A 17,579-nucleotide genomic window follows, 5' to 3' on the forward strand; every position below is an offset into this window, starting at 1 on the left:
GCATAAACAGCCTTGACTTGCGGCGAACGGCATCCCTAGCGCCTTACATCGTTTCAAAGCTCATTATTCAGCATCAAGCTTTAAAAATTTGCGTGACTCCTTTTAAAAGGGAGCTCATTTGATTCATCGTTTGAACAACTTGTCCTGCTGTATCGATCATTTTGTTAAAATCCATCTGTCCGTCCGCTTTTTTAAATGAAGAAAGCAATGAAGGATTTGACCCTTTTGGCATCATCATAGGCAGCGTGCTTGGATAAGGCTGAGGATACGGATTCATAAAAGGCTGATAATATGGAGATTGGAAATAAGGAACAACATGTTGATTCATCATGAAATATTGATCGTAAGAAACAGGTCTTAACCAATCATAAACATGATCATGATACATTTTGATCCCTCCAATAAAAACTTAACTAATCATAAAATATGTTTTTGCCTTTTAAAGGGTGAGATGTCAAATAGTGTCGGAAGTTTTTATTTTTTTTAAAATTGATAATTACAAAAGAGATGGTAACATATTAATATAAGTGTTAGGGGGGGATGTTTTATGACGGTTCAAACATTGAGGGAAAGATTTAAAATGGAGAAGCAATACGAAGCAGAATGTGCAAATGAATTGCTGGACTTTGCTCGCAGATTGTATCTTTATGAAAACATCAGCATCAAAGACTTTCGAAATATTGTCAAAACGCTAGAACAGCAAGGAGCCGTTACACCTGAATACATCCTTTAAATCAAGCAGAGGCGGGAGAATTTTCTCCGGCCTCTTTTTGCCGCTTACGAATAGTCCCGTTTACGGCAGTTCAATAGCATAGATTGACAAAAAAGAACGGATATTTTTTAGATAGAATCTTTTAACCCCAAGATTTCTTCAAACGAAGTAAGGTTTTGCGTAAATCGAAAGCCCAATAGATTGTGTCTATATATTTCACACATAATAAAGCGGAGAAACTGCTCGCTTCTCCGCTTCCCCTTTTTCATTCATTTTTTTCCATTTCACGGATCATGCTTCTTAATGTGTATTCAGCAGATTCTTTTATATTTTTAAATCTCACCTTGCTTGTATCTTGAAAAAAAGATTGGATCACAATGTTTTCAATATGCTCTTTTGCCGTATCAATTTGTTGCGAATGCAGGTATCTAGGATGGTACTTATTGATCCATTTTTTCGCAACAATTTCCCATTCATCCAATATTGGCAAAATCTTGTCAACACTCGGTTTAATTTCGGCAAAAAAATCGTATTCCAGTCCTTCCTTCTTGGTTCTCTCGAAGCGTTGAGCACTTTTTTGGATCACTTGAAGCAATTGCTCCGTGATTTTCCGGACTTGTTCTTCATCCAAGGTTCTCACCTCAGATTCATCATAGCAAATTTTTTTTGTTTTACCAAATTTTATACTACCTTTTTTCTCAAGCTCCGCACGAATTTCCTTTCTGCACACATTTTCTCAAATTTATTCATCTTTTCTTCTCCATTTTCTATAAAGTTTGAAACGGCTTGTTTTGTCCGATGAATTTCTTTATCTATATTTTGCGTCAATTGCTGCTCTAAAAGATCAATTTGTTTTTCAATTTCCTGCAATTTTTTTAATGCCTCTTGCTTTTCTATAAACGAACTCATCAGCATCCCTCTTTTCTTATTTTTGCTAAAAAATTCTTCTTCCTAAATATGAGTCCTGCCTGTTTGACAAAACTAGTTGTGATTCGGCAAAAAAAGTGTAAATTCCCTGCAGCATTCAAAAATCCGCTTCATTGTGCGCATGTATTTTTTCAGGTTAGAAAAAATAAACATGGGAGGTGTTATGATGAAAAACGATAAAAAAACCATTCAAAATGATAGTCAAAAAGAAAAAAAGCGAGGAGTTGGAGACAAAAAGCTTGAAGGTCCAAACAGACCCTCTACTTAAAAATGGTCAGGCTCATTGCCTGACCATTATTGTAAGTATTGCTTCATCATGCATAATAAATGTAGCTGGGACTGTTTTTTCTCATACCAGTTAGTTAATTCAATTCGTTTCGGAATCTCTGGATCTTTATAATACTTTCCGAGCCGCTGTCCATGAAACCATTCTCTTTCTTTTTCGTCTATTTCGTGTGAGATTATCGGAAAAGCCGTCCTTAAATATGGGGATTTTCTTTTTGTTGTTTTTTTCATATATTTTTCATAATCATACCGTGATCCTGTATGTATTACACGATTTGAAAATTTTAGAAACTGTCCATGGTAAAGAGGATGAAATAAAAGCCATGCCAGCCTTTTTCCCAATTCAATCCGTTTTTTGACATGGCTGAATTGATGGGTGGAAAATCCGTACAATTTTCCTGTTAACGTCGGAAACAGTATAACGCGAAAATGAAATAGATCTTGAAAAATAAACGGCAAGCTGTGAAAGACAAATTTTTTAAATAATGGATGATCAATAACCGGTTTTTGAATAACATGCTGCTCATTAATAATAAGGGAGGTTAAAAGCCTTTTCTCATCTTTTGTGCGGAAAAAGCGTTCCCACTCCTCCATCATAAAGGCGGATACATGAAAAGCTTCGAGCAAATAAAACATCGGTTTGTTGTAACGCTTGGAATATTCATATAGTAAAAGCTGTGGATAAGCATCAGCAAAAATGAGCCAGTTTGCGGTTTCAACTGATAAAAAGAGCCATTGCCGTTTTTCATAAGGCAAAGCCTGTTTGAGGGGAATACCTTCTAAATCTGTCATAAACCAGCCGGCGTTTCTGGAGACCATGCTTGCCAGCAACGCCCATTTTACTTCCGGATGTTTTTTATAAAACTTTGCATATCGTTCCGTCCGTGAAATATTATCAACATTTCCGTCATCTGTTTTTAATTTTGTTTGTAATATTATATCATGTAGTGACATAGTATTCCCTCTTTCAACTTAAATCATGTATAATGAAGTCATTTCATCGAAAAAAGGTTAACATTTTTTGTTAAGATATAAATAGCCGGAAAAAGGAGGAGATCGCTTGGCTATTCGTTATCCTAACGGAAAGTTGTGGAAAGCTAAACAAAATGTAGCGAATCCAGTCCCAGTTGAAATACAATATTCAAATAGAGGGATGACCCTCGAGGACGACTTAAATGAGACAAATCTTTATTACAGGGAAAATGGAATAGCTGTCATCCATAAAAAACCGACTCCGATCCAAATCGTTTCGGTTGATTATCCGAAACGGAGCGCAGCAGTCATTAAAGAAGCTTATTTTAAACAGGCTTCAACAACCGACTACAACGGAGTTTATAAAGGCAAATATATTGACTTTGAAGCAAAAGAGACAAAAAACAGCTCTTTTCCACTAAAAAATATTCATGATCATCAATTCGAGCATATGAAAGCTGTGCTCGAACAAAACGGAATATGTTTTCTAATTATACGATTCACTAAACTAAATCAAATATACTTCTTAGAGGCTGAAAAATTGATGCATTTTTGGAAAAGACAGAAAAACGGGGGAAGAAAATCGATTTCGCATCAAGAAATTGTAGAATGCGGTCACCATATCCCCCTTGGCTATTGCCCAAGAGTTGATTATATTAGTATAATAGACAAGTTATATTTTTAGCTACTGCCCTTTTCATTCTAAATGAAAGGTTGGATTTATAATGAGTCAACAATATAAATCGAGGGAAGAAAGACGAAAAGCTTTAGCAAGTAAGAAAAAAAAGCCGAAGAAAAAAGGAATCGCAAGAAAAATTGTGTTTTTCATTCTTTTGTTAGGGCTTGTAGGCATCATTGGAGGAACATCGACATTTGCTTATTTTGCAGCAACGGCACCTCCTCTAAATGATGATCTTTTAAAAGGAAATATGTCATCAAAAGTATATGACAAGGACGGAAATGAAATAGGTGAGGTCGGTTCGGAAAAACGGACATATGTGAAGATCGATGAAATTCCGCAAGTTGTAAAAGATGCGTTTATTGCTACGGAAGATGTTCGATTTTATAAACATAACGGAATCGATCCAATTCGTATTGGAGGCGCTGCAATTGCCAACTTTAAAGAAGGATTCGGTTCTGAAGGTGCAAGTACAATTACGCAGCAGCTTGTCAAGCTTTCCTTTTTATCTCTTGACAAAACATTAAAAAGAAAAGCTCAAGAAGCATGGCTTGCCTTGCAAGTGGAGCAAAAATATTCAAAAGATGAAATACTTGAAATGTATTTAAACAGAATTTATTATCCCGGCAACTATTACGGCGTCGCAAGAGCTACGGAAGCTTTCTTCGGGAAGGATCTTAAAGACATCACGCTGTCTGAAGCGGCAATGCTGGCTGGGATGATTAAAAATCCTGATCTATACAACCCTAGAAAAAATCCCGATCTGGCGGAAAAGCGCCGCAATGTTGTCTTAAATTTAATGGTTAAAAACGGATTTATCAGTGAAGAGGAAGCGGCAAAAGCTAAACAAACATCCATCACAGAATCATTAGTTGAACCAAAAAAGCAGCAAAACAAATATCATGCCTTTATTGAACATGCGATTGAAGAAGTAAGAAAAAAGCTTGGCGTTGATCCAAGCTCAGCAGGATTAAAAATCTATACAACAATCGATACAGATGCTCAAGAATATGTTGAACAATTATTGAACGGCGATGAAATCAGTTATCCGAGCAAATATTTTCAGGCTGGAATTGCTCTAATCGACACGACAACAGGTGAAATACGCGCTATCGGCGGCGGGAGAAACCAACCGATTGGCGGATTTAACTATGCTGTTGATTTAAAACGGCAGCCTGGTTCAACCATTAAGCCTATTTTAGATTACGGCCCTGCCATTGAGCATTTAAAATGGTCAACGTATCACCAAATCGTTGATGAGCCGTACACGTATTCAAACGGAAAACCAATAAACAACTATGACCGCAGCTATAAAGGGCAGATGTCAATCAGAGAAGCATTGGCTGATTCAAGAAACATCCCAGCATTAAAGGCGTTTCAAGAGGTTGGTGAATCGAGGGCAAAAGCATTTGCCGAGAAATTGGGAATTAAAATCGATAAAATTACAGAAGCATATGCAATCGGCGGATTTGAACACGGCATATCCCCTCTTCAATTGGCGGGGGCTTACAGCGCCTTTGGCAACAACGGTATATACAATGAACCATATTCCGTAACAAAGGTTGTTTTTGTTGATGGAACAAAAGCTGATTTAACACCAGATCCGGTCGAAGCAATGAGCGATTACACAGCATTTATGATCACCGATATGTTAAAAACCGTTGTAGAACGAGGAACCGGTACAAGAGCTCGGGTGCCTGGCTTGAATATTGCCGGCAAAACGGGTTCAACGAACTTTACAGAGCAAGAAAAAGCAAAATATCATCCGGAGCGCGGTGCAGCAAAAGACAATTGGTTTGTCGGCTATACACCAAAATACACAGCTGCTGTTTGGACTGGATATGAGAAAAATGAAGAGAAAATGTATATAACAAAAAGGGAACAGCAAATTGCCAGAGACATCTTTAGAAAGCTAATGCGGCATGTATCTGACGGGGATTCATCCGATTTCAAACAGCCGAAAAGCGTGGTGAAAAAGGCAATCGAAAAAGGATCTAATCCGGCGAAGCTTGCAAGCAAATATACGCCAAAAAATATGATTACGTACGAATATTTTGTAAGAGGCGAAGAGCCGACAAAAGTTTCAACGAAATATGAAAAGCTGGACAAACCGTCAGGCCTATCCATCAATTATGATCAAAAAACGAATGCAGTGAAGCTTAGCTGGAATCACAGTGAATCGGACGTTTCATTTGAAGTGAGCGCCTCGATCGATAACGCTGCTTCCAAAGTATTAACGACTACAAAAGACAAATCGTATGTCTTGTCAAATGTGAAACCTGGTTCTGTATATAAATTCAGCGTTACAGCTGTAAGGGACAGCATGCGAAGCGATCCTGCAAGCGCAATGATCGAAATACCTTCTGTGGAGGAAGAGGAGCAAGAAGAATTACCAGATGAATTAACGCCGCCGCCTGAACAGGAACAAAATGAAGGACAAGATGAAGAGGATCAATTGGAGAACGAAAATGACAATGAACAAAATAACGGGCAAAATGAAGAGGAAAATCAAAACGAGAATCCTGAACAGCCGCAGACGCCAAATGACAGTACACAAAACGGCAATCAAGGCGGCGGACCTACTCCTCCTCAAGATCCAGGCAATAACTTCAATCGTTCACAAACGGGTGGAAACGGAAATTCACAAACCGAAACGCCTGCTGTTCAGCAATGAAAATAAGGGACTGTCCGATAAGTTCCTAAATGGAGCCAGTGAAGAAAAACAGCTCGTTTTTCTCCACTGGCTTTTGTTATAAAAAAAATGAGAGGGCTTCGAAAAATTCAGTTACCCTGAATTTTTCGAAGCCCCCTTTTGTTTTGCTTTTTTGATCGCCTGATGTTTATAAAACAATTTTTCCGTTTCTGTAAATAGTTCATTTAATTGAATATATGCATGATATTGAGTAGGCTTTTTTAAAATAAACGTTAGACGATCTTCAATATTGACGGGAGCTATATCCAGCTTCTTTATTTCGTCTAATTGCAGTGAATGAACCGGCTTTTCATTGAGCCAATAAAGAAGTTGGATATAGAGGCAGATCCCTGTCATCATTTTTTGTCGATCCATTTTAAACGGTTTTGTTATCGTGCGTTGAATCTCGGTTTGAATTTCCTTCCACTGCTTAAAAAGCTTGGGCAAAAATTGCTCGCTCGCCTCCCATGGTCTCGTATCATCCATTCCAGCCAAATATTGAAGATCATAATAAAAAAAATCAGTTGGATGCAAATATACAGATTCCTCGTCAAAAAATGCAGTATTTTGAAATTGCTCAGGGAGATGAAACATCTTCCTATCGTGCATTTTTTATGCCTTTCCTTTCATTCTTTTTTCCCCTTCTCTGCACAAATAAAGAAGAGGACATTCATGACACTTTGGTGATTGGGCTTTGCAATGATACCTTCCAAAAAAAATAAGCCGATGGTGGGTGATTCCCCATTCGTCCTCAGGAACTTTTTCCATCAATGTTTTTTCCACTTCCAATACAGAATCCTTCCAACGGCAAATTCCGAGCCGCTTCGACACCCGTTCAACGTGTGTATCGACGGCGATGGCAGGTTTTCCAAACGCAACAGATAAAACAACGTTTGCCGTTTTCCTTCCTACTCCAGGAAGGCTCATTAATTCCTCTCTAGTTTCCGGCACTTTTCGGTCAAATTCTTCAATTAACATTTTGCATAATTTTTGAATATTTTTCGCTTTGTTACGGTAAAGACCGATGGAGCGAATATCTTGTTCTAATTCCTCCAACGGGACAGACAAATAATCATCAGGTGTTTTATATTTTTGAAACAAATTTTTTGTTACTTTATTGACTAACGCATCCGTGCATTGAGCAGACAAAACGACAGCAATGACCAGTTCAAAAGGATTGCTGTGTACAAGCTCGCAATGAGCATCAGGAAACATTTTCCCGATAACCTCTAAGCATTCTTTTACTTTCTTTTTTGATAGCATGTACCATCACCTTTCAATCAGCTTGAACGAGGAAAAAAATTTTAGTTTTCCAGCCAGTTGTAGAAAGGCACCTTCCTTTTATATTCTTGCTCCCCTTGAGTAGACTGCTTTTGTTTTTGATTGAATTCATGAAATTTTTGTGAATGCTTTTTAGCTTGTTCAATTGTTTTGATTCCATTCTTCTTCCATTCAAATAAAATCCGATCAATATATCGAAAATTTAATTTTCCGGAGATCACCGCTTCCCTTAATGCAGAAATGATAATATCGGGATCATGATGATCTTGGTCGATCCAAAAAGCTAACGTTTCGCACTCAATCGGGGAAAGAGGTCGTCCAAATTCTTGTTCAAAGATGGTGTATAATTGATTTTCCTTTTCTACTTTTTCTTGATCTTGGTCCATGACGACTACATCATACAACTTTTCCCATAGCTGTTTTAAAGAATATTTCTCATAAATCATCCCGTTTTGCTCAAATTCCTCTATCGTTAAAAAACCTCTCTGAACTAAACTCCGAAGCAATTTGACACATTCCGCCGTTGTGATTGTCATATGGTCGGAAAGTTCTGTAGGAGTTGGAAAAGCATTTCCTTTTTGAATGTGGGAATGTACGTGCAAAAGGAGAACAAATTCTTTTTCTGACAAACCTAAATCGGCATAATTCCGCAGCAGTATATTGGGAACGGTCAGTGATCCATCTTCCACTAATTCGGTGAACTGTTTTTTCTTCATATTTCGACACCTCAAAATAAGTATACCATGATTGCGGCCATTCATGGCTTCAGAATGCATGGCTGAAAAACGAAACCTCCTGAAGATAGGAGGCTTCATGCAGTTTACGGATATAAACGATTTAATAAACGCGGAAATGGAATCGTTTCACGAACATGTTCGACACCGCATATCCAAGCAACAGTTCGTTCAAGTCCAAGGCCGAAGCCGGAATGAGGTACGGATCCGTATTGCCGCAGCTCAAGATACCATTTATAAGCTGCTTCGTCCAGATGATGCTCTTCAAGACGTTTTTTTAATAAGTGATAATCATGGATGCGTTCAGATCCGCCGATGATTTCTCCGTACCCTTCAGGAGCGATTAAATCCGCGCACAGAACAACCTCTGGTCGATTTGGATCAGGCTGCATATAAAAAGGTTTTAAGCTTGTCGGATAATGTGTAATGAAAACTGGTTTATCAAAGCTTTCCGCGATCGCTGTTTCATGCGGCGAACCAAAATCGTCCCCCCATGCGATGTCGTTGAATCCTTTCTTATGCAGCAGCGCGATAGCGTCGTCGTATGTTATTTTCGGGAACGGAGGAACAACCTGCTCCAGCTTGGAAATGTCACGTTCTAATGTTTTCAATTCAAGTGAACAATTTTTTAATACCGATTGCACAATATGGGAAACGTACTGCTCCTGCAGCTGCAAGTTGTCTTCAAATTGATAAAACGCCATTTCCGGTTCAATCATCCAAAATTCAATTAAATGACGGCGCGTTTTCGATTTTTCAGCCCGGAATGTCGGCCCGAATGAAAATACTTTGCCTAAGGCCATAGCAGCTGCTTCCATATACAGCTGACCACTCTGCGAAAGGTAAGCATCTTCATCAAAATATTTCGTATGAAACAATTCCGTCGTTCCTTCAGGCGCACTTCCGGTCAAAATAGGGGGATCCACTTTGACAAACCCTTGATCATTAAAAAATTCATAAGTGGCACGGATGAGTTCGTTGCGCACTTTCATAATGGCGTGCTGGCGCTTTGATCGAAGCCAAAGGTGGCGATTGTCCATTAAAAATTCAGTACCGTGTTCTTTCGGCGTAATCGGATAATCGCTTGCTTCATGAATAATTTCTATATTTTCAACGCCAAGCTCATATCCAAAAGGTGAACGTTCATCCACTCTCACAACTCCTGTGACATACAAAGAGCTTTCTTGTGTGAGTTGTTTTGCTTTTTTAAATATTTCTTCATCCACCTTCGATTTTTCAACAACCCCTTGAATAAAGCCTGTTCCATCCCGAAGCTGCAAAAAAGCAATTTTTCCGCTTGATCGCTTATTCGCCAACCAGCAGCCGATTGTTACTTGTTCTCCGACATGGTTTTTAACATTTGAAATTGTTGTTTTCACAGCTTTACCCTCCATATGAAACCGCCTTTTTATTCGATGCTTTCTATTATACATATGTTATTCCTTTTTTTTCAATAAAGGAAACCAGCGAAAAAGCCGGCTGAACCACCGGCTATTGACAATCTTTACTGTTTATGATTGTTGACAAAGCGATCAATACGTTCAATCGCTTTATTTAAAAGTTCTAGCGATGTCGCATACGATAATCTTACATTATCTGGAGCACCGAAGCCGCTTCCTGGTACTAGCGCTACCTTTTCCTCTTCCAAGAGCGCCTCGACAAATTCGTCAACATTACGAAAACCTGTTATCTCTGCTGCTTCTTTTGCATTTGGAAATAAATAAAATGCTCCTTGTGGTTTAATGCACGAGAAACCAGGTATTTGCACAAGTTTTTCGTAAATGATATTTAAACGGTCTTCAAAAGCTCTTCTCATTATTTCGACCGGTTCTTGAGGTCCCTCATACGCCGCGATCGCAGCATATTGAGCAATTGAAGTCGGATTTGAAGTGCTGTGGCTCGCTAGGTTCGTCATAGCTTGAATAATGCGCTCATTGCCCGCCGCATAACCAATTCTCCATCCTGTCATTGAATGGGATTTCGATACACCATTAATAATAATTGTTTTTTCTTTTACTTCAGGAGAAATTTCAGCGATGGACACATGTTCATTTTCTCCGTATACTAATTTTTCATAAATTTCATCGGAAACGATAATAAGATCATGGCTAAGGCAAACCTCCGCCAATTCTTTCAACTCATCCCGCGTATAGATCATGCCGGTCGGGTTGCTCGGAGAATTGATAATAACCGCTTTTGTTTTGTTTGTGATCGCTTGCTGCAGCTGATCAGGCGTAATTTTAAATTGATTTTCTTCCCTTCCCTCTACAAATACTGGAGCTCCGCCTGCAAGCTTCACTTGTTCCGGATAGCTTACCCAGTATGGAGAAGGAATGATCACTTCATCACCATCGTCAAGAATAGCTTGAAACAATGTATATAAAGCGTGTTTAGCGCCTGTTGAAACAATAATTTCAGACGGTTTATATTCTAAATGCTGGTCTTTTTTAAATTTTTCTATAATTGCCTCTTTCAATGATATAAGTCCTCCAGAAGGCGTATACTTCGTATGCCCTTCTTTCATCGCTTTTTCTGCAGCGTCTAAAATATGATCAGGAGTGTTAAAATCCGGCTCACCTGCCCCAAGGCCAATCACATCATGCCCGGCTGCTTTCAATTCTTTTGCTTTTGCAGTGATCGCCAGTGTAGATGAAGGTGTTAAAGTTGATACGCGTTTAGATAAATTCACTTTTACAATGCTCCCTTCTTATTGCTTAATGCTGTACATTTTATAAACTCTGTCATCCGTAAAGCTAACAATAAAATATGTATAACGGTTTTGTTGGTCAATATATTGGACCTCCCAAACCGGTATATCCCATTTTTTCGAATCTGTATCATCATACCCAAGCATGATTTTCTTTATTTTCTTCGGCTTGCTGTTGTCAATGTTTTGAATCAATTGAAGTACGTCGTCTTTGCTCAAGCCTTCCTTCGCTTTTTTAATTAAAATTTTATCCGTGTTCCCCTTTTTCATCCAGCCGATAATTTTTTCGCCTTTTTTATTTTTCCCTTGAATGATATAGTAAACATTTCGATTATAAAATGTGTTGACTTCATCGATCGATGCAAAGCCATGCTCCTTCGCAGCTTGTATAGCTGTTTCGTGTCCTTTTGTTTTATCTTCTTTTGCACTATTATAAAGAAAAGCAAACGTCACCACTAAAAAGATAAGAGCGCATATAAAAGAAATAAAAATTTTTCCTTTCATTATGATCACCGATTATGTTCTATAAATAGTAAAAACCGCTTTATTTGGATCTTTGCTGTCAAGGGCTAATCCGAATAATAAATGTTCTCTTTTTAATGTCCGATTTAGCAAATCAACTATTTTATACAAATCGTCGGAATGCTCAACCGTAACGGAAGATATAATTTCGATTTTGCTTTCCATGTCAGCTTCCTCCTTTACAAAAACAAAATTTGTAATTCATACTTACAAAGCATCCAGGAAACAATACAGATACAACAGCAATATGTTGTTATCTGTACCCATTATAACAGCTTTACGGCTCACACTAAATAAAATTTCTCCTAGTCCACACCTAATTTTTTGAGGAGCCATCGCCGCTCCTCTTTTTTCTATATGTACAGAAAAGTTATGGCCAATTACGTCCGCAATAGAAAATAGGTCAAGCCCTATCGAAAGCTTAAGAGCCTGACCCTTGTTTATCACATAATCGTGTTCGCCGGTTCCTCTTTAATTAACTCGATGATTTCATTGTTTTCATTCATGATGGCTATCGTTGGACGGTGGTTTTTTAATTGATCTTCATGCACAAGCTTATAGGAAATGATAATGACCACATCACCGACCTGAACAAGCCGGGCAGCCGCACCGTTTAAACAAATGACACCGCTTCCTCTTTTTCCAGGAATCACATACGTTTCAAAGCGTTCGCCATTATTATTATTCACGATTTGCACTTTTTCATTCGGGACAATCCCAACGGCATCTAAAATATCCTGGTCGATCGTAACGGAACCGACATAGTTCAAATTTGCTTCCGTCACCCTTGCACGATGAATTTTTCCGTTCATTATCATACGAAACATGTATGAACCCCCCTTTAGGTCAAATCGATAATAATATTATCGATCAGCCTAGCATGCTTAAATTTTACAGCAATCGCAACGATAATTTTTCCCGTAAGTGCGTTTGGTTTTTTCAAGTCAGGATAAGTCAAAATATCTATATAATCAATTTCTCCGCTCGTCTTTTCCGTTATATACGCTCTCATTTTTTCGATGATGGCTTCTTGATCATGCACTTTGTTCTCAACCATTTCTTTTGCCATTAATAACGATTGATATAAATGAACGGCTTCTTTTCGTTCCTGTTCGTCTAATCGTACGTTTCGAGAGCTTTTGGCCAATCCGTCCTCTTCACGAACCGTTTCCACCGGAACAATTTCAATTGGGAAATTAAGATCTTTTATAAGTGCTGCAACAACGGCAACTTGCTGGGCATCCTTCAATCCGAAATAGGCTCTGTCTGGAGTTATGATGTGAAACAGCTTTGTTAAAACCGTTGCCACTCCGTCAAAATGTCCCGGTCTTGATTTTCCGCACAAAACGTCAACGCGCTTCGTCACTTTTACTGTGACAGCAGGTTCTTCCGGATACATTTCTTCTTTTGTCGGCGCGAAAAAAAGGTCAACCCCTTTTTGTCTTGCCAGCTCTTCGTCGCGTTTGATATCGCGAGGGTATGTTTGATAGTCTTCATTCGGTCCAAATTGAAGCGGATTCACAAAAACGCTCATCACCGTTACGTCGTTTTCCTGTTTGGCCCGTTCAACCAATGATAAATGACCTTCATGCAAATATCCCATCGTTGGCACGAACCCTATCGTTTTTCCTTCTTTTTTCTTGAGATCGATTTCTTTTTTTATTTCCTCTATTGTAGTGACGATTTTCATTTTCCTTTTCCTCCATATAAGCTTGCAAGTTCCTCTTCATTCATGCGGAACGAATGATCCAACGATGGAAAGTCCCGATTTTTCACTTCATCTTTATAAGCTTCAATCGCTTTTACAATGCTTTCATTTACATTTGCATATTGTTTAACAAACTTCGGCACTCTTTCCACTCCAAATCCAATCAAATCATGAAACACTAACACTTGTCCATCTGTATATTTTCCTGCGCCGATGCCGATGGTTGGAATGGACAGCTCTTTTGTTATTTTTTCCGCCAGCTGAAACGGGATGCATTCCAATACAATGGCAATCGCGCCAGCCTGTTCGCATTTTTTCGCATCTAGCAGCAGCTTTTCTGCACTTTTCGCTTCTTTTCCTTGTACTTTATATCCGCCTAATACACCTACTGACTGAGGAGTCAGTCCGAGGTGGGCAACAACAGGAATGCCGGCATTTGTTAACAGAGATATGACGTCAAAAACAGGCCCTTCCACCTTTAAGGCATCTGCCCCGCTTTGCTGCACCATTTTCTTTGCATTTTGCAGCGTGTCTTCTGTCGAAATATGATACGACATAAAGGGCATATCCGTCACAACAAATGTATTTTTTGCTCCGCGTTTTACAGCCTTCGTGTGGTGAATCATATCTTCCACCGTTACAGGTACGGTTGAATCATACCCTAAAACGACCATTCCAAGCGAATCGCCGACAAGGATCATATCAACATTTGCCTGTTCAGCAAGCTTAGCGGACGGATAATCGTACGCCGTCATCATCACGATTGGCTCTTGCTTTTGTTTCATTTGAATAAAATCCAGCTTTGTTTTCATAAAAACTCCCCCTCTTTTGTAGTTGCAGAGGGTAAGAACGAACCGATCAAAAAAACCTTCTTTCACTGAGAAAGAAGGATTTTTACCATTTCCTTATTATCGGCTTCTTCATCCCTCTGTCCCAGTCCTTTTGGATCAAGGCAGAATCAATCTTTTAATAATGACAACATGAAACTTTTTTGGTGCAGTTCCAAACAGGATACTGCCCTTTCGTTAAGTATAACAAAATTTCATTGTAAAATATATTTATTTGATATCAATATCTGCTGAATACACTTTTTCTATTTTTCCTTCAGAAGTTTCAATGAGAAGCGCCCCTTCTTCATTAATGCCAAGAGCCTTGCCGACAACTGTTCCGGATAATGTCCGGGCATGGATCGTTTTGTTTAAACTAATGGAATAGCTTTCCCATAAAAGTTTAATCGGTTTAAATCCATGCTCTAAATATGTAGTATACCATTTTTCAAAACGTTCGAGAAACTTTTGAATGATAAGGGCGCGATGAATTTTCTCTCCCTTTTCAATCGCTATGGAGGTGGCGGTATTGCGAATCGCTTCAGGAAATTCATCAATTTGCTGATTTACATTTATACCGATGCCGATGATCACCGAATGCACTTGATCAGCTTCCGCCTCAAGCTCTGTTAAAATTCCGACTGCTTTTTTTCCATTAATCAAAATGTCATTGGGCCATTTAATGGTCGGAGAAAGCCCTGTTGCCTCTTCAATCCCTTCTACGAGAGCAACGGCTGTCAATAAAGTAAGCTGAGGGGTTTTCTGTAAAGGTATGTTCGGCCGCAAAATGATGCTCATCCAAATCCCTGTACCTTTTGGCGAATACCATACTCTAGCCATTCTCCCTCTTCCGCCTGTCTGTTCATCCGCAACTACGAGCGTTCCCTCCTCAGCACCTTTCTGCGACAATTCATGGGCAATTTTTTGAGTAGAATCAACCGTATCGGAATATACAATGTTTTGTCCTATAAAATCCGTTTGCAGACCTAATTGTATTTCGTTGGCTGTAATTTTTTCCGGCGTCTTGACTATTCTGTACCCCTTTCTTCGCACCGCCTCGAGGACAAATCCTTCCTTCCTCAATTCCTCAATATGCTTCCATACTGCCGTTCTTGAACAACCGAGCAATTCGCTGATTTTTTGGCCTGAAACATAACCTCCATCAGCTTCAGAAAAAGCTGCTAACAGCTTTCGCCTAATTTCTGATTGCAATTTTTTAACCACTCCTTTATTTCGCCGCTATTATTTTCAATCAATCCATTGACAACCTGTTGTTCAACCAGCGTTAAATATTCCTCCACCCATTTGCCCGGCTTTTTCGGCACGATGTTTAAAATGTCATTCCCCGTTACGGCCAATTCTTTTCTAGAATGGATTGGAAGCTGTTCGTAAGACTTTTGCAGTTTCTGAATGGCTTCTTCGTTTTTTTCTTTTTGCAGCACCTGCCTTATTCTTTCCAGCTGAAGAGCATCCTCAAGCCCTGTCTTATATAAAAGAAAGGCTGTCCAGTCTTTCTCGAAGAGACAATTGAGCAACTCAAGATGTCTGCATACTTTTTTGATCACCCTTCTAGGAAGCTTCCAATTCCGCATAAATGATTCACCATCATCCGTTTCTAAAACGAATAACAAAACAGTCCAGTATTCTTCCCGCTTACACAAATTATGCATTGGATATCTGAGCAGCTTGTTCAACTGTTCTTTCTTTTGTTTTAATCCAGGCATATGTTGATAAACATTCGTAAGAGTTAATAGTTGTATCGCATCATTTGCGGAAGCTCCAGCCAGAAGCTTTTCAAATTCAGCAGTTATTCGCTCGATCGATATGTTCTGAAGAAGCTTATGCCAAACGGTTATGGCTTGCAAAGTTTTTTCTTCAAGCCGAAAGGACAATTGGCTGACAAATCTTAAAGCGCGCAGCATTCTTAACGCATCTTCGGAAAAGCGTTCATACGGATCTCCCACTGTACGAATCATGCGGTTTTCTAAATCTTCCATGCCATTGACATAATCTAAAATGCGCCCGTTTTTGTCCATCGCCAAAGCATTAATTGTAAAATCGCGCCGCTTTAAATCTTCTTGCAGCGAGCTGACAAAACGGACATATTTAGGTCTTCGATACTCTTCGTATTCCCCTTCCGTCCGAAAAGTCGTCACTTCATACGGCTTTCCATTATGAAGAACGATGACTGTACCATGCTGCACCCCAACATCAATTGTTTTCGGAAAAATTTTTTGAATCTCATCAGGCTTTGCTGATGTGGCAATGTCGATATCCCCGATCTTCCGATTCAGCAATAAATCACGAACAGAACCGCCGACAAAATACGCTTCATGGCCATGCTCATTTAATTGTTCTATAATCGGTATTGCCTCCACAAATTCTGCTTTCATGTTGGAACTCCTTCAGATAGTAATTCAAAATAAATTTGCTCATATGTTGACACAATTTTTTCAGAATGAAATTTTTCTCTGACAAGCAGCATCCCATTTTCTGACATTTTTTGATGAAGTGTTTGATCTTCTAATAAGCGAATCGATTTTTCGGCGGCATCCTCAATATCGCCAAGCTCAACAATATAGCCTGTTTTATGATCTTCAATTACTTCCGGTATGCCGCCGATCCTCGTTCCAATACAGGGAACTCCGCAAGCCATCGCTTCCAATAAAACTAATCCAAAGCTTTCTTTTTCTGACAGCAGCAATTTTAAATCACTGATGGAATACAATTGATCTAAGTTTTCTTGCTTCCCCAAAAACAGCACATGATCTTCCAATTGCAGCTGTTTCACTAATTTCATGACAATCGACACTTCCGGTCCGTCGCCGACCAGCAACAGCTTCGATGGGACTTCCTGTCGGATGAGGGCAAATGCTTTGACGACATCAGGAACTCGCTTCACTTGCCGAAAATTTGATACGTGTATAAGCACTTTTTCATCATCTTGAATCCCGTACTCTCTTTTTAATGAAGGCAAATGTTTTTTATGATAAATTCGTTCATCAATAAAATTGTAAACCGTTTCAATTTCTTTTTTAGGCTCCAATAAATCATATGTTTGTTCAACGAGCGCCTTTGATACGGCTGTAACGCGGTCCGAAGCTTCAATCCCAAATTTGATCGCTATGGAGAGCGTCGGATCATATCCTAGCACAGTAATATCAGTACCATGAAGAGTTGTGACGATTTTTATTTTTCCCCCAACCATTTGTTTAGCCAAAAAAGCGCAAATCGCATGAGGCACAGCATAATGAACGTGCAAAATATCTAAATTTTCCCTCTCAATGACTTCGGCAATTTTGCTGGATAAAGCGAGATCATATGGAGGATATTTAAAAACAGAGTATTGATTTACTTCCACTTCATGAAAATAAATGTTGTGATAAACCTTATTCAGCCTGAATGGCATGCTGGAGGAAATAAAGTGAATTTCATGCCCTCTTTCTGCAAGCAATTTTCCAAGCTCTGTCGCCACCACGCCTGATCCTCCAACAGACGGGTAGCAAGTAATGCCAATTTTCAATTTTTTCATT

Annotated in this window: 20 protein-coding genes; 3 read left to right on the forward strand and 17 right to left on the reverse strand. The window is 39.1% G+C overall.

The genetic code is table 11. From position 1 onward, the window contains the following. Positions 1-73: 73 nt before the first annotated feature. Positions 74-388: a YppG family protein gene (locus NSQ41_RS11740; RefSeq protein WP_063388540.1), complete on the reverse strand. Its 315-nt coding sequence runs from the start codon at positions 386-388 to the stop codon at positions 74-76. A 159-nt stretch (positions 389-547) separates the two neighbouring features. On the opposite strand from NSQ41_RS11740, the gene yppF reads away from it, so the two are divergent. Next, entirely contained in the window at positions 548-733 is a 186-nt protein-coding gene (gene yppF, locus NSQ41_RS11745; RefSeq protein ID WP_063388541.1) for a YppF family protein, read from the forward strand. A 244-nt stretch (positions 734-977) separates the two neighbouring features. On the opposite strand, the gene NSQ41_RS11750 is transcribed toward yppF, so the two are convergent. From NSQ41_RS11750 to NSQ41_RS11760, 3 genes are all read right to left on the reverse strand, one after another. Then, the gene (locus NSQ41_RS11750) at positions 978-1,343 is read right to left on the reverse strand and encodes a YppE family protein (protein WP_063388542.1); all 366 of its coding nucleotides are present in this window, start codon (positions 1,341-1,343) and stop codon (positions 978-980) included. A 50-nt stretch (positions 1,344-1,393) separates the two neighbouring features. Further along, positions 1,394-1,621, reverse strand: coding sequence for a hypothetical protein (locus tag NSQ41_RS11755; RefSeq protein ID WP_066251875.1), 228 nt, complete (start codon positions 1,619-1,621; stop codon positions 1,394-1,396). 312 nt (positions 1,622-1,933) lie between these two features. After that, the gene (locus NSQ41_RS11760) at positions 1,934-2,878 is read right to left on the reverse strand and encodes a DUF2515 family protein (protein WP_063388544.1); all 945 of its coding nucleotides are present in this window, start codon (positions 2,876-2,878) and stop codon (positions 1,934-1,936) included. A 106-nt stretch (positions 2,879-2,984) separates the two neighbouring features. Here NSQ41_RS11760 and recU point away from each other — a divergent pair, with 106 nt between their 5' ends. Together recU and NSQ41_RS11770 are read left to right on the forward strand one after the other, a co-directional pair. Then, the gene (gene recU / locus NSQ41_RS11765; protein ID WP_327863925.1) at positions 2,985-3,581 is read left to right on the forward strand and encodes a Holliday junction resolvase RecU; all 597 of its coding nucleotides are present in this window, start codon (positions 2,985-2,987) and stop codon (positions 3,579-3,581) included. Between the two features lie 40 nt (positions 3,582-3,621). Next, positions 3,622-6,249, forward strand: coding sequence for a PBP1A family penicillin-binding protein (locus NSQ41_RS11770; protein ID WP_339210003.1), 2,628 nt, complete (start codon positions 3,622-3,624; stop codon positions 6,247-6,249). Between the two features lie 111 nt (positions 6,250-6,360). On the opposite strand, the gene NSQ41_RS11775 is transcribed toward NSQ41_RS11770, so the two are convergent. The 13 genes from NSQ41_RS11775 to bshA all read right to left on the reverse strand — a co-directional run bounded on the left by NSQ41_RS11775 (position 6,361) and on the right by bshA (position 17,578). Further along, entirely contained in the window at positions 6,361-6,876 is a 516-nt protein-coding gene (locus tag NSQ41_RS11775; protein WP_133309192.1) for a YpoC family protein, read from the reverse strand. Positions 6,877-6,879: 3 nt separating this feature from the next. Next, positions 6,880-7,530 (reverse strand): endonuclease III, encoded by a 651-nt coding sequence (gene nth / locus NSQ41_RS11780; protein WP_063388548.1) that lies wholly within the window; start codon positions 7,528-7,530, stop codon positions 6,880-6,882. Positions 7,531-7,571: 41 nt separating this feature from the next. Further along, positions 7,572-8,264 (reverse strand): DnaD domain-containing protein, encoded by a 693-nt coding sequence (locus NSQ41_RS11785; protein ID WP_063388653.1) that lies wholly within the window; start codon positions 8,262-8,264, stop codon positions 7,572-7,574. Positions 8,265-8,368: 104 nt separating this feature from the next. Next, positions 8,369-9,661, reverse strand: a complete 1,293-nt coding sequence (gene asnS, locus NSQ41_RS11790; protein WP_130156204.1) for an asparagine--tRNA ligase — start codon at positions 9,659-9,661, stop codon at positions 8,369-8,371. Between the two features lie 125 nt (positions 9,662-9,786). Beyond that, positions 9,787-10,971: a pyridoxal phosphate-dependent aminotransferase gene (locus NSQ41_RS11795; RefSeq protein WP_066251883.1), complete on the reverse strand. Its 1,185-nt coding sequence runs from the start codon at positions 10,969-10,971 to the stop codon at positions 9,787-9,789. 18 nt (positions 10,972-10,989) lie between these two features. Continuing rightward, complete coding sequence (locus NSQ41_RS11800; protein ID WP_063388550.1) at positions 10,990-11,493, reverse strand: DUF5590 domain-containing protein; 504 nt, start codon at positions 11,491-11,493, stop codon at positions 10,990-10,992. A gap of 12 nt (positions 11,494-11,505) precedes the next feature. Further along, on the reverse strand, positions 11,506-11,676 hold the full coding sequence (locus NSQ41_RS11805; protein WP_065095534.1) for a YpmA family protein: 171 nt from the start codon (positions 11,674-11,676) through the stop codon (positions 11,506-11,508). Positions 11,677-11,954: 278 nt separating this feature from the next. Further along, complete coding sequence (panD, locus tag NSQ41_RS11810) at positions 11,955-12,338, reverse strand: aspartate 1-decarboxylase (protein ID WP_339210006.1); 384 nt, start codon at positions 12,336-12,338, stop codon at positions 11,955-11,957. 14 nt (positions 12,339-12,352) lie between these two features. Continuing rightward, the gene (panC, locus tag NSQ41_RS11815; protein ID WP_066251888.1) at positions 12,353-13,201 is read right to left on the reverse strand and encodes a pantoate--beta-alanine ligase; all 849 of its coding nucleotides are present in this window, start codon (positions 13,199-13,201) and stop codon (positions 12,353-12,355) included. Next, positions 13,198-14,031 (reverse strand): 3-methyl-2-oxobutanoate hydroxymethyltransferase, encoded by an 834-nt coding sequence (gene panB / locus NSQ41_RS11820; protein ID WP_063388554.1) that lies wholly within the window; start codon positions 14,029-14,031, stop codon positions 13,198-13,200. The genes panC and panB overlap by 4 nt, the downstream gene beginning before the upstream one ends. Positions 14,032-14,277: 246 nt before the next feature. Continuing rightward, positions 14,278-15,258, reverse strand: a complete 981-nt coding sequence (locus tag NSQ41_RS11825) for a biotin--[acetyl-CoA-carboxylase] ligase (protein WP_339210008.1) — start codon at positions 15,256-15,258, stop codon at positions 14,278-14,280. Beyond that, the gene (locus tag NSQ41_RS11830; protein WP_130156202.1) at positions 15,228-16,439 is read right to left on the reverse strand and encodes a CCA tRNA nucleotidyltransferase; all 1,212 of its coding nucleotides are present in this window, start codon (positions 16,437-16,439) and stop codon (positions 15,228-15,230) included. The genes NSQ41_RS11825 and NSQ41_RS11830 overlap by 31 nt, the downstream gene beginning before the upstream one ends. Beyond that, entirely contained in the window at positions 16,436-17,578 is a 1,143-nt protein-coding gene (bshA, locus tag NSQ41_RS11835) for an N-acetyl-alpha-D-glucosaminyl L-malate synthase BshA (protein WP_117016806.1), read from the reverse strand. Before bshA ends, NSQ41_RS11830 begins: the two co-directional genes overlap by 4 nt. Position 17,579 lies beyond the last annotated feature (1 nt).

This window comes from Aeribacillus sp. FSL K6-8210 (assembly GCF_037963925.1).
Lineage (GTDB): Bacteria > Bacillota > Bacilli > Bacillales > Aeribacillaceae > Aeribacillus > Aeribacillus composti.

Excerpts from the sequence above, each read along its gene's own strand:
- bshA (WP_117016806.1), bottom strand. The coding sequence starts at position 17,578 with ATGAAAAAATTGAAAATTGGCATTACTTGCTACCCGTCTGTTGGAGGA.
- NSQ41_RS11800 (WP_063388550.1), bottom strand. The coding sequence starts at position 11,493 with ATGAAAGGAAAAATTTTTATTTCTTTTATATGCGCTCTTATCTTTTTA.
- NSQ41_RS11805 (WP_065095534.1), bottom strand. The coding sequence starts at position 11,676 with ATGGAAAGCAAAATCGAAATTATATCTTCCGTTACGGTTGAGCATTCC.
- nth (WP_063388548.1), bottom strand. The coding sequence starts at position 7,530 with ATGCTATCAAAAAAGAAAGTAAAAGAATGCTTAGAGGTTATCGGGAAA.
- panB (WP_063388554.1), bottom strand. The coding sequence starts at position 14,031 with ATGAAAACAAAGCTGGATTTTATTCAAATGAAACAAAAGCAAGAGCCA.
- panC (WP_066251888.1), bottom strand. The coding sequence starts at position 13,201 with ATGAAAATCGTCACTACAATAGAGGAAATAAAAAAAGAAATCGATCTC.
- NSQ41_RS11830 (WP_130156202.1), bottom strand. The coding sequence starts at position 16,439 with ATGAAAGCAGAATTTGTGGAGGCAATACCGATTATAGAACAATTAAAT.
- NSQ41_RS11775 (WP_133309192.1), bottom strand. The coding sequence starts at position 6,876 with ATGCACGATAGGAAGATGTTTCATCTCCCTGAGCAATTTCAAAATACT.
- NSQ41_RS11740 (WP_063388540.1), bottom strand. The coding sequence starts at position 388 with ATGTATCATGATCATGTTTATGATTGGTTAAGACCTGTTTCTTACGAT.
- yppF (WP_063388541.1), top strand. The coding sequence starts at position 548 with ATGACGGTTCAAACATTGAGGGAAAGATTTAAAATGGAGAAGCAATAC.
- panD (WP_339210006.1), bottom strand. The coding sequence starts at position 12,338 with ATGTTTCGTATGATAATGAACGGAAAAATTCATCGTGCAAGGGTGACG.
- NSQ41_RS11755 (WP_066251875.1), bottom strand. The coding sequence starts at position 1,621 with ATGAGTTCGTTTATAGAAAAGCAAGAGGCATTAAAAAAATTGCAGGAA.
- NSQ41_RS11770 (WP_339210003.1), top strand. The coding sequence starts at position 3,622 with ATGAGTCAACAATATAAATCGAGGGAAGAAAGACGAAAAGCTTTAGCA.
- NSQ41_RS11760 (WP_063388544.1), bottom strand. The coding sequence starts at position 2,878 with ATGTCACTACATGATATAATATTACAAACAAAATTAAAAACAGATGAC.
- NSQ41_RS11785 (WP_063388653.1), bottom strand. The coding sequence starts at position 8,264 with ATGAAGAAAAAACAGTTCACCGAATTAGTGGAAGATGGATCACTGACC.